The following is a 15,247-nucleotide window of genomic DNA, read 5'->3' on the forward strand; positions in this document are numbered from 1 at the left end:
CTCAGCCCTCGGCGGTGTCGGCGGCGGGCGTGTGGGCTGCGGGCAGACCGGTCGCGGGGAGACCGGCGCCGGGGGAGGAGAAGCGGCGCATCCGTTCCAGCACCGCCTCCGCCGTGGGGTCCGGCATCCGGTCGACGATCCGGCCGTCGGCGAGGAAGAGCGCCAGGTCCGCATGGCCGGCGGCGCCGGGGTCGTGGGTCACCATCACGACGGTCTGGCCGAGCGAGTCCACCGCCGTGCGCAGGAAGGCGAGCACTTCGGCCCCGGAACGGGAGTCCAGGTTGCCGGTGGGCTCGTCCGCGAAGATCAGCTCGGGCCGGGAGGCGAGGGCCCGGGCGCAGGCCACGCGCTGCTGCTGGCCGCCCGAGAGCTGGCTCGGGCGGTGGTGGAGGCGGTCGCGCAGGCCCAGGGTGTCGATGACGCGGTCCAGCCACGCCTGGTCGGGGCGCCGCCCGGCTATGTCCATCGGCAGCGTGATGTTCTCGGCGGCGGTCAGGGTCGGCAGGAGGTTGAACGACTGGAACACGAAGCCGACCCGGTCGCGCCGCAGCCGGGTCAGCCGGCGGTCGGGCAGGCCGGTGATCTCGGTGTCCCCGAGCCAGACCTGTCCGGCGGACACGGTGTCCAGCCCGGCCAGACAGTGCATCAGCGTGGACTTGCCGGAACCGGAGGGTCCCATCACCGCCGTGAACCGGCCGCGGGCGATGTCCACGTCGACCGCGTCCAGGGCCAGTACGCAGGTCTCACCGCTGCCGTACGCCTTGGTCAGGGCCCGGGCGCGGGCCGCGGTCGGAGCCGGCTCCGGCGCCTCGGTCTCCTTGGGCTGGGTACGGGCCACTTGCTCTCCCCCGGGTCGGGCAATTGCCTTGTCGGGGGCGAGAGTAGGCCTGGAACCACGGCTTCGGAATGGGCTACGCGTCGGAGCGGCGGGCCGATCCGATGACGCAGTACGAGGTCGGCAGCGCCGGCCCGCGCGCCGGCAGCCGGAACCGGCGCAGGGAGACGATGCGGAATCCGGCGGCCTCGATCGCGGCGACCGCGTCGCGGGACGTGTGGCACCCGCCGAAGAGGTGGGGCCAGACGGTACGGTCCAACCCCCGCTGGACGGCGGCCATACCGCGGCCGGGCGCCGCCCCGTGCTCGAAGAACCGCAGCTCGGCGTCGGGACGGAGCACGCGGTGCAGCTCCGCGAGGGAGCGCCGCAGGTCCCGTACGGTGCACAGCACGAGGCAGGCGACGGCGGCGTCGAAGGCCTCGCTCTTGACCGGCAGGGCCTCGGCGGCGCCGGGCACGACGTCCACGGGGACCTCCGCGCGCAGGGCCGCATCGACCGCGAGCCGGCGCAGGGTGCGCTCGGGCTCCACGGCGACGACCTCGGAGACGGCGCGCGGGTAGTGCGCGAAGTTGAGGCCGTTGCCGGCGCCGATCTCGATGACGCGGCCGCTCACTCCCTGGAGGAGCTCCCGGCGCAGCACGGCGATGCCGCCCCGGGTGTCGGCCTGGACGCTGGCACGGGCGTAGAAGCGGGCGAAGAGCGGATGGTGGACGGGGTCAGCGGACGGCGGGCCGGATGCGGGTTTGCTCTGCTTCGGCATGACGTACCTCCGGGGCGGACGGACGCGTAACGTCAGTCTCCCCCGGATCGCGGACCCCATCCCCCGTCGCTACGCCGGCCAGTCCGCCAGGAACGACTCCGGCGACCAGGTGCCCGAGAGCGCCGGGGCCAGCCAGCCGGGGCAGGCGCGGCGGAAGTCCTGCGGGTCCAGGCCGCCCGAGCCCTGCGGGACCGCGCCCAGGAGGGGGAGTCCCGAGACCGCGGGGAGGTCGGCCAGGTTGCAGCGGGCGGCCAGGTCGGGCTGCTCCGGCCAACTGCCGATGACCACGCCGAGGCCGTTCAGGCCCCGCGCGCGCAGGGCCTCGGCGGTGAGTGCCGTCGAGTTGAGCGTGCCCAGGCCGGCCGGCGCGACGACCAGCGTCGGCGCGCCGAGCAGCCGGGCCGCGTCGGCCAGGGTGTTCCCGGCGGCGTCGAAGCGCACGAGGAGCCCGCCCGCGCCCTCCACCAGCACCAGGTCGTGGTCGGCGGACAGCCGCTCGACCGCATGCGCGATCTCGGCCGGGGACACCGTGGCCAGACCCGCGCGGCGGGCCGCCGTGTCCGGGGCCAACGGCTCGGGGTAGCGGGCCAGTTCCACTGCCGTCACGGCCGGTCCGGCCAGCCGGACGGCTTCCGCCGCGTCACCCGGCTCGTCCGGGGCCACGCCCGTCTGGGCGGGCTTGAGGACCGCCACCGAGCGGCCGGCGGCCAACGCGGCCGCCGCGACGGCCGAGGTGACCACCGTCTTGCCGATTTCCGTACCGGTCCCGGAGACCATCAACACGGTCATGTCAGCCCTCCCGTGCCGCGGCGGTGACCGCGCGGCAGATGCGCGCCACGTCGGCGTCGCCCGTGACGAACGGGGGCATGGTGTAGATCAGGTCCCGGAACGGGCGCAGCCAGACGCCTTCGGCGACGGCCGCCCGGGTCGCGCGCGCCATGTCGACGGGGCGGTCGAGCTGGACCACGCCGATGGCACCGAGGACACGGACCTCCTTCACCCCGGGAAGCGCGGCGGCCGGGGCGAGGCCTTCGCGCAGGCCCGCCTCGATGCGCTTGACCTCGCGCGCCCAGTCCTGGTTCAGGAGCAGGTCGATCGAGGCCAGCGCCACCGCCGTCGCGAGCGGGTTGCCCATGAAGGTGGGCCCGTGCGCCAGCACCGGCACCTCGCCCTGCGAGATGCCGACGGCCACCCGCTCCGTGCAGAGCGTCGCCGCGAGCGAGAGGTAGCCGCCGGTCAGCGCCTTGCCCACGCAGATCACGTCCGGGGTGATCCCGGCGTGGTCGGCCGCGAACAGCGCGCCCGTGCGGCCGAACCCGGTCGCGATCTCGTCCAGGACCAGGAGGACCCCGTACTCGTCGCACAGCTCGCGCAGCACCCGCAGGTAGCCCGGGTTGTGGAAGCGCATGCCCCCGGCGCCCTGCACCACCGGCTCCACGATCACGGCGGCCAGCTCGTCGGCGTGCGCGGCGATCAGGGAGCGCAGGTGGTCGGCGTACGCGGGGTCGACCGGGGTGTCGAAGTCGCCGGGCGGCGCGTCCGCGAACACCTGCTTGGGCAGGTGGCCCGACCACAGCTCGTGCATCCCGCCCTCGGGGTCGCACACGGCCATCGGCTGCCAGGTGTCGCCGTGGTAGCCGCCGCGCCAGGTCATGAGCCGGGTCTTGCCGGTCCGCCCCACCGAGCGCCAGTACTGGAGGCACATCTTCACGGCGACCTCGACGGCCACCGAACCCGAGTCGGAGAGGAAGACGTGGTCCAGCCCGGCCGGGGTGATCTCGACCAGCCGCGCGGCCAGCCGGACGGCGGGCTCGTGGGTGAGCCCGCCGAACATGACGTGCGACATACGGCCGAGCTGGTCGGTCGCGGCCTCGTTCAGCGCCGGGTGGTTGTAGCCGTGGATCGCCGACCACCAGGAGGACATGCCGTCCACCAGCTCGTCCCGACCCTGGGCCGGTGCGCCGAGGCGCAGCCGGACGCCCGAGGCGGAGGAGACCAGCAGCGGCCCCTCCCGCCCGGGCATCGGACCGTACGGGTGCCAGACGTGCTGCCGGTCCAGGCCGAGCAGTTCGGCGGCGTCCGGCAGCGCGTCGAGCGGGTCGTGCACGGGGTGCTGGTCAGGCATTGGGCGCGAGATCCGTTCCCGCGCCGCGGCGGCGGACCGCAACCAGGTCCGAGCGCACCTCGCCGGCGTCGGCCTGCGCCGGTGCGGCCGCGGGCTGCGCGTGCCCGGAGCAGCCGCCGCAGGCCGAGCCGCAGCCGGCCCCGTCGGCGGAGCCCGCGGCACCCGGGGCGGAACCGGAGCCGCACACCGAGGCGCCGCCGCCGTGCGAGCCGCAGCCCCCGGCCGTGGCCGCGGCGGCCGCGGCGTCGGAGCGGTGCGCGGGGAGGGTGGTCGTACCGGCGCCCTCCACCTCGAAGCCGGCGTCGGCGATCATGTCGAGGTCGGCCTGGCCGGCCTGGCCCTCACTGGTGAGGTAGTCGCCGAGGAAGATCGAGTTGGCGATGTTCAGCGCGAGCGGCTGCATCGAGCGCAGGTGCACCTCGCGGCCGCCGGCGATCCGGACCTCCACGTCGGGGCAGACGAACCGGACCATCGCCAGGATCCGCAGGCAGCGCTGCGGGGTGAGGTTCCACTCCTTGGCGAGCGGGGTGCCCTCGAACGGGATGAGGAAGTTGACCGGCACCGAGTCCGAGTCCAGCTCGCGCAGCGAGTAGACGACGTCGACCAGGTCCTCGTCGCTCTCGCCCATGCCCGCGATCAGGCCCGAGCAGGCCGACAGGCCCGCCGCGTGCGCCTTCTGCACGGTGTCGACGCGGTCCGCGTACGTGTGGGTCTTGGTGATCTGGCCGTACGTCGCCTCGGAGGTGTTGAGGTTGTGGTTGTAGGCATCGGCACCCGCGTCCTTCAGACGCTCCGCCTGGCCCTCCGAGAGGAGGCCGAGGCAGGCACAGACCTCGATGCCCTCGTTCTGCTCCTTGATGGCCTCGATGGTCTTGCCGACCCGGTCCACGTCGCGGTCCGTGGGGCCGCGGCCGCTCGCCACCAGGCACACCCGCTTGGCCCCGCCCGCGACACCGGCGGCCGCGGCCTGGGAGGCCTCATCGGGCTTCAGCCAGGTGTACTTGAGGATCTCGGCCTTCGAGCCCAGCCGCTGCGAGCAGTAGGAGCAGTCCTCGGGGCAGAGGCCCGATTTCAGGTTGACCAGGTAGTTCAGCTTGACCCGACGCCCGAACCACTGGCGGCGCACCTTGCCGGCCGCGGCCACCACGTCGAGCAGTTCGTCGTCAGAGGTCGCCAGCACGGCGAGTGCCTCTTCGCGGGTCGGCAGCTCGCGCCGCAGCCCCTTGTCCACCAGGGTGTTCAGCAGGTCCATGACGCCGATCCTGGACCACACGACCACTCCCGGCCAAGGAGAGATCCAACAACATGGCCGGAACGGAGTGTGTGTATCGCCACACCTGGCGCTCTAGTGACGGCGGCTAGGGTCGGGCAGGTCTGTGGACTGCCGACAAAACGCGAGGACCGCCGATGCCCCAGCACAACCCCGAACCCGTGGACGTCTTCGCCTGGATCGACGACGCGGAGCAGGCCCGCGAGCAGGCCGGACTCGTCCGTACCCTGCGCCCGCGCGAGGCCTCCTCGCCGCTCCTCGATCTCGCGAGCAACGACTATCTCGGGCTGTCCAGGCACCCCGAGACGGTACGGGGCGCCCGCGAGGCGGCCGAGCGCTGGGGGGCCGGAGCGACTGGATCCCGCCTCGTGACGGGTACGACCGAGCTTCATGCCGAGCTCGAGCGCGAGCTCGCGGACTTCTGCGGTTTCGAGGCCGCGCTCGTCCTCTCGTCCGGGTACGCCGCCAACCTCGCCGCCGTCACCGCGCTCAGCGACCGCGGCACGCTGGTCGTCTCGGACGCCGGGAACCACGCCTCGATCGTGGACGGCTGCCGGCTCTCGCGCGCGGAGACCGCCGTCGTCCCGCACTCCGACCCGGAGACCGCGCGCAAGACGCTCGCCGCGCACGGGGGCCGGGCGCTGCTCGTCAGCGACTCGGTGTTCTCCGTGGACGGGGACGCCGCACCGCTCGCCGACTACGCCGCCGCCTGCCGTGCCGAGGGCGCGGCCCTGGTCGTGGACGACGCGCACGGGCTGGGCGTACTGGGTGAGGGCGGCCGCGGCGCGCTGCACGCCGCCGGGCTCGCGGGCGCGCCCGGAGTGGTCGCCACGCTGACCCTCTCGAAGTCGCTGGGCAGCCAGGGCGGGGCCGTGCTCGGCCCGGCCAAGGTGATCAGGCACCTGATCAACACCGCCCGGACCTTCATCTTCGACACCGGGCTGGCGCCGGCCGCCGCGGGCGCCGCGCTGGCGAGCCTGCGCCTGCTCCGGCGGGAACCGGAACGGGCCGGCCGGGCCCGTGAGGTGTCCGCCGAGCTGTACGGGCGGCTCACCGCGTCCGGCCTGACCGCGGCCCGGCCGGACGCGGCCGTGGTGTCGGTACGGGCCCCTTCGGCTTCGGCGGCACTGCGCTGGGCCGCCGACTGCCGCGAGGCAGGTCTGTCCGTGGGGTGCTTCCGGCCGCCGTCGGTACCGGACGGCATTTCCCGGCTGCGGCTGACAGCCCGGGCCGATCTCACGGGGGACGAGATCACCCGGGCCGTCGAAACGATCCTGCGGACCGCTCCGGCCGGAGCCACGGACCACTGAGCGGAGCTACGCGAGCGTCGCGTCCGCCCGTACGGAGACGATGAAGCCGTCCCAGGCCGGCCCGGTGAAGAGCACGGCCGGGCCGTCCGTCCGCTTGGAGTCGCGGACGGCCAGCAGGCCGTCACCGAGGACGGCGGTTTCCACGCAGTTGTTCATACCGGTGCTGCGGCTGCTCCGCCGCCACCGCGCGCTGATCAGAAGTCCGCTGGTGGATAAGGGGGTTGCGGACACGGGGGGTGCCTCCTTACGCGTCGTCAGCGAGTGAGCTGATGAGATCCGACGAGTCACGGGGCGGGAGGGCGTGCGCCTGGATGGTGCGGAACGCTGCGCTGTACGCCTCTAGGTCTTCCTTCCGCTCCAGATAGAGGCTACTCGTCAAGTGGTCGAGTACCACCACATCCAGATCGGCGATGTTCGGAAATGAGAAAATTACGAACGGTCCGGTCAGGCCGAGATGTCCCCCCACGCTGAACGGCAGCACCTGCAGCCGCACTTGCGGCAGCCGCGCCACCTCCACCAGGTAGCGCAGCTGCTCCGCCATCACCCCCGGCCCGCCGATCTTCCGCCGGAGCACCGCCTCGTCCAGTACGGCGCTCAGCTCCAGCGGCGGACTCGCCCGCAGCACCGACTGCCGGGCCAGCCGTACCTCGACCAGCGCGTCCACCTTCGGCTCCGGCAGCCCGCCCAGCGCGGCCCGGGTCACGGCGCGCGCGTACTCGGGGGTCTGCAACAGCCCCGGCACCACGGACAGTTCCACCGTGCGGGCCGACCGGGCACCGGCCTCCAGGCTGATGAAGTCCCGGTACTCCTGCGGCAGCAGGCCCCGGTAGTCGTGCCACCACTGGCGGCCGCGCCCGGTGTCACCGCCGGGGGCGGGGCCGGCCGCCGAGACCGAGAGGGCCTCCAGCAGCGCCCGCTGCTCGGGGCTCACCAGCTGCCCGTAGGCATCGAGGAGGAGGCGGATGTCCTCCACTTTGACGCCACTGCGCCCTGTCTCGATGCGGCTGATTTTCGACTGGTGCCATCCTACGAGCCGGGCCGCCTCACCGCTGGTGAGTCCGGACCGGTCGCGCAGTGCACGCAGCTCCTCGCCGAGCTTGCGCCGGCGTACCGCGGGACCGTGCTGCACACCCGCCTCCTTCCACCGGCACAGCTCGCACCAGTCTGCCGTCCAAATACGCTCTTCCGTAGCAGAGTTCACCGCATCGAGCGACAGATATATGCATAACTTGGGAGAACGGGCGAAACGGCGGCACGATGAGTGGCACTCTGGCGTCCAGCACAGATCCGGGGCGGTTCCGTCCCGGTGGGAAAGGGACCGTCGCCATGGCAGATCACCAGGAAGCATCCGTCACTCTGCCGAGCGATCCCGCTTCGGTCGCCACCGCCCGCCGCTACGTCGCACAGGTGCTGAGTGAATGGGGGCTCCCCCAGGACGGCCCCGGCACCGACACGGCCGAGAGCGTCCGGCTGATCGTCTCGGAACTCGCCACCAATGCCGTGCAGCACACTTTCGGCCAGTCGCCCACCTTCACCGTCGACGTCCGGCTCGAACGCGAGGAGTGGCTCCGCATCGGTGTGACCGACAGCCACCCGCGCTGGCCCAAGCGGCTCCCGGCCGCAGTCCAGCAGGACAACGGCCGGGGGATGGTCATCATCCGCTGGCTCACCGCGGAGGCCGGCGGCCGGCTCTCGGTCAGTCCCACCGAGGACGGCGGCAAGACCGTGTGGATCGCCCTGCCCTGGCGCGCCGGGGCCCCGGCGAAGGCGCCCACCGGCCGCTGAACCCCGGGCCGGTTCAGGCCCCGGCCCGCTCCGGGGTGCTGCGCTCGATGCACAGTTCGTTGCCCTCCGGGTCGGCGAGCACGACCCAGCCGGTGCCGTCCTCGCGGCGCTGGTCGTCCACGAGCTTGGCGCCGATCCCGATGAGGCGCTGCACCGTCTCGTCGCGGGTGCCCGTCGGCGGCTGGATGTCCAGGTGCACGCGGTTCTTGACGGACTTCGCGTCGGGCACCCGGATGAACAGCAGTCCGGGCACGCCGGGCTGCCCCGGCTCCAGCAGGATCTCGTCGTCGCCCTCCACGTCGTCGGGGTGGATCGGGAACCCGGTCACGGCGGACCAGAACTCGGCGATCGCGTAGGGGTCCAGGGCGTCGAAAGTGATGTGGTGGACGGGATTGAGAAACATGTCTCTCCTCGCGGGCGGATCCGTATACGGAACGGGGTACGCGGGGCCCGGGAGTTGAACCGGGTACTTCCCCGAAACGTGGGTTAACTCAGTGGAAAAGAGCGGGCCCTAGCGTGGCGCCACGGTCCCCGCCATTGATCACCTTCATGATCACCCATGAGCCGGCAAAGCGGCGGTGGTCGGAATGAAAAGCCTTTCCCCGCGTTGGGACAAGACACGCTTGGCTCGGATAAGCACAGGTCAACAGAGTGTTGACGGCCTCTAGGGTCGGCCCGGCGCGACGGTTGATCTTGTCCCGGAAACTTGGTGATTCTTGTGCAACTGACACCACACGAGCAGGAGAGACTGCTCATCCACGTGGCCGCCGACGTGGCCGAGAAGCGAAGGGCCCGCGGTGTCCTGCTCAACCACCCCGAGGCCATCGCCCTGATCACCTCGCACATCCTCGAAGGGGCCCGCGACGGGCGGACCGTGGCCGAGCTCATGGCCTCCGGCCGCGCCGTTCTCGCCCGCCGCGAGGTCATGGAGGGGATCCCCGAGATGATCCACGACGTGCAGGTCGAGGCGACCTTCCCGGACGGCACCAAGCTCGTCACCGTCCACGACCCGATCGTCTGAGAGGGAGTCCCCGCATGATCCCCGGCGAAATCGCCTACGGGGACGGCCCGGTGCGCCTCAACGAGGGCCGTCCCGTCACCCGCCTCACCGTGCTCAACGCCGCCGACCGGCCCGTCCAGGTCGGCTCCCACTACCACTTCGCCGAGGCCAACCCCGGCCTCGAATTCGACCGGCCCGCCGCCCGCGGACTGCGGCTCAACGTCGCGGCCGGCACTGCGGTCCGCTTCGAGCCGGGCATCCCGGTCGCCGTGGAACTCGTACCGCTGGGCGGCCTGCGCACCGTACCGGGACTGCGCGGCGAGACCGGAGGGCCGCTCGATGGCTGAGGTCTCGCGCCAGGTCTACGCCGACCTCTTCGGCCCGACGGCGGGCGACCGGATCCGGCTCGCCGACACCGACCTCTTCGTGGAGATCGAACGGGACCTCAGCGGCGGCCCCGGCCGGGCCGGCGACGAGGCCGTCTTCGGCGGCGGCAAGGTCATCCGCGAGTCGATGGGGCAGGCCCGCACCACCCGCGCCGAGGGCGCCCCCGACACCGTGATCACCGGGGTCGTGATCCTCGACCACTGGGGCATCGTCAAGGCCGACCTGGGCATCCGCGACGGGCGGATCAGCGGCATCGGCAAGGCCGGCAACCCCGACACGATGGACGGCGTGGACCCCGCGCTCGTCATCGGCCCCGAGACGGAGATCATCGCGGGCAACGGGAAGATCCTCACCGCCGGCGCCATCGACGCCCACGTGCACTTCATCTCCCCGACGATCATCGACGAGGCCCTGGCCTCCGGGATCACCACCCTCGTCGGCGGCGGGACCGGCCCCGCCGAGGGCACCAAGGCCACCACCGTCACCCCGGGGCCCTGGCACCTGGCCCGGATGTTCGCCGCGCTGGAGGCGTACCCCGTCAACATCGGTCTGCTCGGCAAGGGCAACACCATGTCCCGCGAGGGTATGTACTCCCAACTGCGCGGCGGCGCCCTCGGCTTCAAGCTCCACGAGGACTGGGGCTCGACCCCCGCCGTCATCGACGCCTGCCTGACCGTCTGCGACGAGACCGGCGCCCAGGCCGCCATCCACACCGACACCCTCAACGAGGCGGGATTCGTCGCCGACACCCTCGCCGCCATCGGCGGCCGGACGATCCACTCGTACCACACCGAGGGAGCGGGCGGCGGCCACGCACCCGACATCATCACGGTGGTCTCCGAGCCGAACATCCTGCCCAGCTCCACCAACCCGACCCGGCCGCACACCGTCAACACCGTCGAGGAACACCTCGACATGCTGATGGTGTGCCACCACCTCAACCCGGCCGTCCCCGAGGACCTCGCCTTCGCCGAGTCCCGGATCAGGCCCTCCACCATCGCCGCCGAGGACGTCCTGCACGACCTGGGGGCCATCTCCATCATCTCCTCCGACTCCCAGGCCATGGGGCGCGTCGGCGAGGTAGTGCTGCGCACCTGGCAGACCGCCCACGTGATGAAGAAGCGGCGCGGCTTCCTCCCGGGCGACGGACCCGCCGACAACCACCGGGCCCGCCGCTACGTCGCCAAGTACACGATCAACCCCGCCGTGGCCCAGGGACTCGCCCGCGAGATCGGCTCCGTGGAGACCGGCAAACTCGCCGACCTGGTGCTGTGGGCCCCCGCCTTCTTCGGGGTCAAGCCCGCGGTCGTCATCAAGGGCGGACAGATCGCCTACGCGCAGATGGGCGACGCCAACGCCTCCATCCCCACCCCGCAGCCCGTGCTGCCCCGCCCGATGTTCGGGGCCCACGGCCGGGCCCCCGCGCTCAACTCGCTCAACTTCACCGCGCAGGCCGCACTCGACGACGGACTGCCCGAACGGCTCGGCCTCGGCAAGCCGTTCGTAGCCATCGAGAGCACCCGCAAGGTGAGCAAGACCGACATGCGCAACAACGACGCCATGCCGAGGGTCGAGGTCGACGCCGACACCTTCACCGTCACCATCGACGGCGACGTCGTGGAACCGGCGCCCGCCGCCGAACTGCCCATGGCACAGAGATACTTCCTCTTCTGATGAGCCTCGCCGCACTCCTCGTCCTCGCCGACGGACGCTTCCCCGCCGGGGGCCACGCCCACTCCGGCGGGGCCGAGGCCGCCTGCAAGGCGGGCCGGATCCACGACGCGGCCACCCTGGAGGAGTTCTGCCGGGGCCGCCTGCACACCACAGGCCTCGTCGCCGCCGGGATCGCCGCGGCCGCCGCCCTGGGGCTCGATCCGGCCGATCTCGACGCCGTCGCCGAGGCCCGCACCCCCGCGCCCGCGCTGCGCACCGCCGCACGGCGCCTGGGCCGCCAACTGCTCCGCGCGGCCCGGGCCACCTGGCCCGCCGCCGAACTCGACGCGCTGGCCGCCGCGTTCCCGCGCGGCGCGCACCAGCCCGTCGTGCTCGGGGTCACCGCCCGGGCGGCCGGGCTCGGGCCGCAGGCCGCCGCGCACGTGGCGGCGTACGAGAGCGTCAGCGGGCCGGCGACGGCCACCGTACGGCTCCTGGGCCTGGACCCCTTCGAGGCGAGCGGGGTCCTGGCCCGGCTCACCCCCGACCTCGACGCCGTGGCCGAGCAGGCGGCGGCCGCCGCCCTGCGGGCCCGCGCGGAGGGTCTGGAGGCGCTGCCCGCGGCCTCGTCGCCGCTGCTCGACGTGGCGGCGCAGATCCATGCCGACTGGCCGGTACGCCTCTTCGCCTCCTGAACCACCACCCAAGGAGTTCACATGCACCTCGACCACGCCGTGGTCCACCCCCACCGGCACACCCACAGCGCCGAGCCGATGCGCCCCGACGGCACGCGCCGCGCCCTGCGCATCGGACTCGGCGGGCCGGTCGGCTCCGGCAAGACGGCCACCGTCGCCGCCCTGTGCCGGGCCCTGCGCACCGAACTGTCCATGGCCGTCGTCACCAACGACATCTACACGCGGGAGGACGCCGAGTTCCTGCTCCGCGAGGCCGTCCTGCCGCCCGAGCGGATCGCCGCCGTGGAGACCGGGGCCTGCCCGCACACCGCGATCCGCGACGACATCTCCGCCAACCTGGAGGCCGTGGAGGAACTGGAGGAGGCCTTCCTGGAGAGCGGACCGCTCGACCTGATCCTCGTCGAGTCCGGTGGCGACAACCTCACCGCCACCTTCTCCCGGGGCCTGGTCGACGCCCAGATCTTCGTCATCGACGTGGCCGGCGGCGACGACATCCCGCGCAAGGGCGGCCCCGGCGTCACCACCGCCGACCTGCTCGTCGTCAACAAGACCGACCTGGCCCCCCACGTCGGCTCCGACCTGGACCGGATGGCCCGCGACGCCGCCGAACAGCGCGGTGCACTGCCGGTCGCCTTCCAGTCCCTGCGCGGCCCCGAGGGCGTGACCGGGGTGGCCGACTGGGTGCGCGAGCGGATGGCCGCCTGGGTCGTACGGTGACCGGCGCGCCGGCCGCCGACCTCACGGCACCCGCCCCGGCGGCGGGACTGCGGGCCACCGCCCGCATCCGCGCGGCCGCCGACGGGCGCGGCGGCACCGCGCTGACGGTGCTGGCGGGGGAGGGGCCGCTCGCCCTGCGCCGCACCCGGGGCGGGGCGACCGCGGCGGAAGCGGGCGTCATGCTGGTCGGCGCCATGAGCGCCCCCCTCGGCGGTGACCACCTCGCGGTCGAGGCCGAGGCGGGCCCGGGCGCCCGGCTGCTCCTGCGCTCGGCCGCGGCCACCCTCGCCCTGCCCGGCCGGGGCGGCCAGCCCGCGCGGTACGACGTACGGCTGACCCTGGCCGAGGACGCGCGGGTGCGGTGGCTGCCGGAGCCGCTCGTCTCGGTCCGTGGCAGTCGGCTGCGGGTGCGCACCCGGGCGGAACTCGCCCCCACCGCCCGGCTGCTGCTGCGGGAGGAGCAGGTGCTGGGCCGCACCCGCGAGGCCCCGGGCCTGCTGCGCAGCCGCCTCACCGTGACCCGCGGCGGTCGCCCGCTCCTGGACCAGGAGCTGGCCTGCGGCCCCGGCGCGCCCGGCGGCTGGGACGGCCCGGCGGGGCTCGCGGGGCACCGCGCGCTCGGCCAACTCCTGGTCGTCGACCCGGACTTCGAGCAGGCGCCGCCCACCGCCGCGGTGCTCGGCGAGTTCGCCGCGGCCACCCCGCTGGCCGGTCCTGCCGTCCTGGTGACGGCCATGGCGCCGGACGCCCTGCGGCTGCGCGAACTGCTCGACGCCGCCTGCCGTACCTACGGTTGGTGACGCGCAGGGGAACCCCGGACGTACCGGACACCGCTCAGCGGTACACACCTTTCCGGTTATCGGGTTGGCAAAGAACACGACCGTGCTCTGTTGCCGGAGACACGTCAGGCGAAAGGATCCCCCTGCAACGCCGACGACCGACCCGTACGAACCAGGCCGCCCACGGCGGCACATGACGCAGGGGGAACAACCACGTGATACGCAACGCGGCGCTGGGGAGCGCCGCCACTTTGATCACCGGCACGCTGGCGGCGAGCCTGCTGCTCGCTCCGTCCGCGACGGCGGCCTCGGCCGGCCGTGACAACGGGGCCGCCGAGGCGATCGGCACGCAGATCGCCGCCGCCCGCGCGGCCCGCGCCGGGATCGACTGGAAGGACTGTCCCGCCGACTGGGGCTTCGAGAAGCCCATCCAGTGCGGCTGGGTGAAGGTCCCGCTCGACTACAAGAAGCCGTTCGGCAAGACGATCGAGCTCGCGGTCGACCGGATCGCCAGCACCGGTACCAAGGAGGAGCGTCAGGGCGCGCTCGTCTACAACCCCGGCGGCCCCGGCGGCTCCGGCATGCGCTTCCCGCGCCGCGTCACCACCAAGGCCCCGCTGTGGGTGAACGCCTCCAAGGCGTACGACTTCGTGGGCTTCGACCCCCGCGGCGTCGGCCACTCCGCGCCGATCTCCTGCATCGACCCGCAGGAGTTCGTCAAGGCCCCCAAGGCCGACCCGGTCCCCGACAGCGAGGCCGACAAGAACGCCCAGCGCAAGCTCGCCGCCGAGTACGCGGACGGCTGCCAGGAGCGCAGCGGCGAGATGCTGCCGTTCATGACCACGCCGAACACCGCGCGTGACCTGGACGTCATCCGTGCCGCCCTCGGCGAGCAGAAGCTGAACTTCCTCGGCGTCTCCTACGGCACCTACATCGGCGGGGTCTACGCGACCCTGTTCCCGACCCATGTGCGCCGCATGATCGTCGACAGCGTGGTCGACCCGGACCAGGACAACATCTGGTACGAGGCCAACCTCGGCCAGGACGTGGCCTTCCAGATGCGCTGGAACGACTGGCAGGACTGGGTCGCCAAGAACGACTCCGTCTTCCACATCGGCGACACCCGCGCCAAGGTCGAGGCCAAGTGGCAGGAGCTGCGCGCCAAGGCCAAGGCCAACCCGCTCGGCGGCGTGGTCGGCCCGGCCGAGCTGATCGGCTTCTTCCAGGGCGCCCCGTACTACGACTCCTCCTGGGTGCCCGTCGCCCAGACCTGGAGCGCGTACCTGGCCGGTGACGAGCAGGCCCTGATCGACGCCATCGCCCCGGACATGTCCGACACCAAGGGCAACATCTCGGCGGAGAACGGCAACGCCGTCTACACCGCGGTCGAGTGCGCCGACGCCAAGTGGCCCACCAGCTGGTCCAAGTGGAACCGGGACAACTCCAAGCTGCACGAGAAGTACCCGTTCCTGACCTGGTCCAACGCCTGGATGAACCTGCCCTGCGCGACCTGGAAGTCCAAGCAGAGCACCCCGATCGAGGTCGGCGCCGGCGCCCGTCAGGGTCTGCCGCCGGTCCTGATCGTCCAGTCCGAGCGCGACGCGGCCACGCCGTACGTCGGCGGGGTCTCGCTGCACCGCAAGCTCGGCGGCTCGCGTCTGATCACCGAGCAGAACGCCGGCTCGCACGGTGTCACCAGCCTGGTGAACCCCTGCATCAACACCCGGGTGGACACCTACCTGCTCACCGGCAAGGTGGACGCCAAGGACGTGAAGTGCGCCCCGCACGCCACCCCGGTCGCGCCGGCCCCGGCCGCCGCGAAGTCGCTCGCCGAGGCTCCGGCCTCCGACCTGCCGGCGCTCGCGGACCTTCCCGCGGTCCGCTAGCAAAGGGCGGTACCCCGTAGTACCGGCACCACCCGCGGTACCTGC

Annotated in this window: 17 protein-coding genes; 9 read left to right on the forward strand and 8 right to left on the reverse strand. The window is 72.9% G+C overall.

Features of this window, described 5'->3' with window-relative positions:
* Position 1: 1 nt before the first annotated feature.
* From ACZ7GJ_RS06080 to bioB, 5 genes are all read right to left on the reverse strand, one after another.
* Entirely contained in the window at positions 2 to 838 is an 837-nt protein-coding gene (locus ACZ7GJ_RS06080) for an ABC transporter ATP-binding protein (RefSeq protein ID WP_470749913.1), read from the reverse strand.
* A gap of 73 nt (positions 839 to 911) precedes the next feature.
* Positions 912 to 1,595, reverse strand: coding sequence for a class I SAM-dependent methyltransferase (locus ACZ7GJ_RS06085; RefSeq protein WP_470749915.1), 684 nt, complete (start codon positions 1,593 to 1,595; stop codon positions 912 to 914).
* Positions 1,596 to 1,664: 69 nt separating this feature from the next.
* Positions 1,665 to 2,384, reverse strand: coding sequence for a dethiobiotin synthase (bioD, locus tag ACZ7GJ_RS06090; RefSeq protein ID WP_470749917.1), 720 nt, complete (start codon positions 2,382 to 2,384; stop codon positions 1,665 to 1,667).
* Between the two features lies 1 nt (position 2,385).
* Entirely contained in the window at positions 2,386 to 3,720 is a 1,335-nt protein-coding gene (locus ACZ7GJ_RS06095) for an adenosylmethionine--8-amino-7-oxononanoate transaminase (RefSeq protein WP_470749919.1), read from the reverse strand.
* The gene (bioB, locus tag ACZ7GJ_RS06100) at positions 3,713 to 4,972 is read right to left on the reverse strand and encodes a biotin synthase BioB (RefSeq protein ID WP_470749921.1); all 1,260 of its coding nucleotides are present in this window, start codon (positions 4,970 to 4,972) and stop codon (positions 3,713 to 3,715) included. Before bioB ends, ACZ7GJ_RS06095 begins: the two co-directional genes overlap by 8 nt.
* A gap of 155 nt (positions 4,973 to 5,127) precedes the next feature.
* On the opposite strand from bioB, the gene ACZ7GJ_RS06105 reads away from it, so the two are divergent.
* On the forward strand, positions 5,128 to 6,300 hold the full coding sequence (locus ACZ7GJ_RS06105) for an 8-amino-7-oxononanoate synthase (RefSeq protein WP_470749923.1): 1,173 nt from the start codon (positions 5,128 to 5,130) through the stop codon (positions 6,298 to 6,300).
* A 6-nt stretch (positions 6,301 to 6,306) separates the two neighbouring features.
* On the opposite strand, the gene ACZ7GJ_RS06110 is transcribed toward ACZ7GJ_RS06105, so the two are convergent.
* On the reverse strand, positions 6,307 to 6,531 hold the full coding sequence (locus ACZ7GJ_RS06110; RefSeq protein WP_470749924.1) for a DUF397 domain-containing protein: 225 nt from the start codon (positions 6,529 to 6,531) through the stop codon (positions 6,307 to 6,309).
* Positions 6,532 to 6,544: 13 nt separating this feature from the next.
* Entirely contained in the window at positions 6,545 to 7,429 is an 885-nt protein-coding gene (locus ACZ7GJ_RS06115) for a helix-turn-helix domain-containing protein (RefSeq protein ID WP_470749926.1), read from the reverse strand.
* Positions 7,430 to 7,626: 197 nt separating this feature from the next.
* Here ACZ7GJ_RS06115 and ACZ7GJ_RS06120 point away from each other — a divergent pair, with 197 nt between their 5' ends.
* Positions 7,627 to 8,085: an ATP-binding protein gene (locus tag ACZ7GJ_RS06120; protein WP_470749928.1), complete on the forward strand. Its 459-nt coding sequence runs from the start codon at positions 7,627 to 7,629 to the stop codon at positions 8,083 to 8,085.
* A gap of 13 nt (positions 8,086 to 8,098) precedes the next feature.
* On the opposite strand, the gene ACZ7GJ_RS06125 is transcribed toward ACZ7GJ_RS06120, so the two are convergent.
* The gene (locus ACZ7GJ_RS06125) at positions 8,099 to 8,488 is read right to left on the reverse strand and encodes a VOC family protein (protein WP_470749930.1); all 390 of its coding nucleotides are present in this window, start codon (positions 8,486 to 8,488) and stop codon (positions 8,099 to 8,101) included.
* A 315-nt stretch (positions 8,489 to 8,803) separates the two neighbouring features.
* Between ACZ7GJ_RS06125 and ACZ7GJ_RS06130 the strand changes: the two genes are divergently transcribed.
* The 7 genes from ACZ7GJ_RS06130 (at position 8,804) to ACZ7GJ_RS06160 (ending at position 15,202) form a co-directional block, all read left to right on the forward strand.
* Positions 8,804 to 9,106: an urease subunit gamma gene (locus ACZ7GJ_RS06130; RefSeq protein WP_470749932.1), complete on the forward strand. Its 303-nt coding sequence runs from the start codon at positions 8,804 to 8,806 to the stop codon at positions 9,104 to 9,106.
* Between the two features lie 14 nt (positions 9,107 to 9,120).
* Positions 9,121 to 9,432 carry an urease subunit beta gene (locus ACZ7GJ_RS06135; RefSeq protein WP_470749934.1) on the forward strand — a complete coding sequence of 104 codons (312 nt, stop codon included), beginning with the start codon at positions 9,121 to 9,123 and terminating at the stop codon, positions 9,430 to 9,432.
* Entirely contained in the window at positions 9,425 to 11,146 is a 1,722-nt protein-coding gene (locus ACZ7GJ_RS06140) for an urease subunit alpha (RefSeq protein WP_470749936.1), read from the forward strand. Before ACZ7GJ_RS06135 ends, ACZ7GJ_RS06140 begins: the two co-directional genes overlap by 8 nt.
* The gene (locus tag ACZ7GJ_RS06145; RefSeq protein ID WP_470749938.1) at positions 11,146 to 11,820 is read left to right on the forward strand and encodes an urease accessory protein UreF; all 675 of its coding nucleotides are present in this window, start codon (positions 11,146 to 11,148) and stop codon (positions 11,818 to 11,820) included. Before ACZ7GJ_RS06140 ends, ACZ7GJ_RS06145 begins: the two co-directional genes overlap by 1 nt.
* Before the next feature lie 21 nt (positions 11,821 to 11,841).
* Entirely contained in the window at positions 11,842 to 12,537 is a 696-nt protein-coding gene (gene ureG / locus ACZ7GJ_RS06150; RefSeq protein ID WP_470749940.1) for an urease accessory protein UreG, read from the forward strand.
* Positions 12,534 to 13,337 (forward strand): urease accessory protein UreD, encoded by an 804-nt coding sequence (locus tag ACZ7GJ_RS06155; protein WP_470749942.1) that lies wholly within the window; start codon positions 12,534 to 12,536, stop codon positions 13,335 to 13,337. Before ureG ends, ACZ7GJ_RS06155 begins: the two co-directional genes overlap by 4 nt.
* A 194-nt stretch (positions 13,338 to 13,531) precedes the next feature.
* Entirely contained in the window at positions 13,532 to 15,202 is a 1,671-nt protein-coding gene (locus ACZ7GJ_RS06160) for an alpha/beta hydrolase (RefSeq protein ID WP_470749944.1), read from the forward strand.
* Positions 15,203 to 15,247: the final 45 nt, after the last annotated feature.

The organism is Streptomyces sp. NPDC037242, assembly GCF_055604165.1.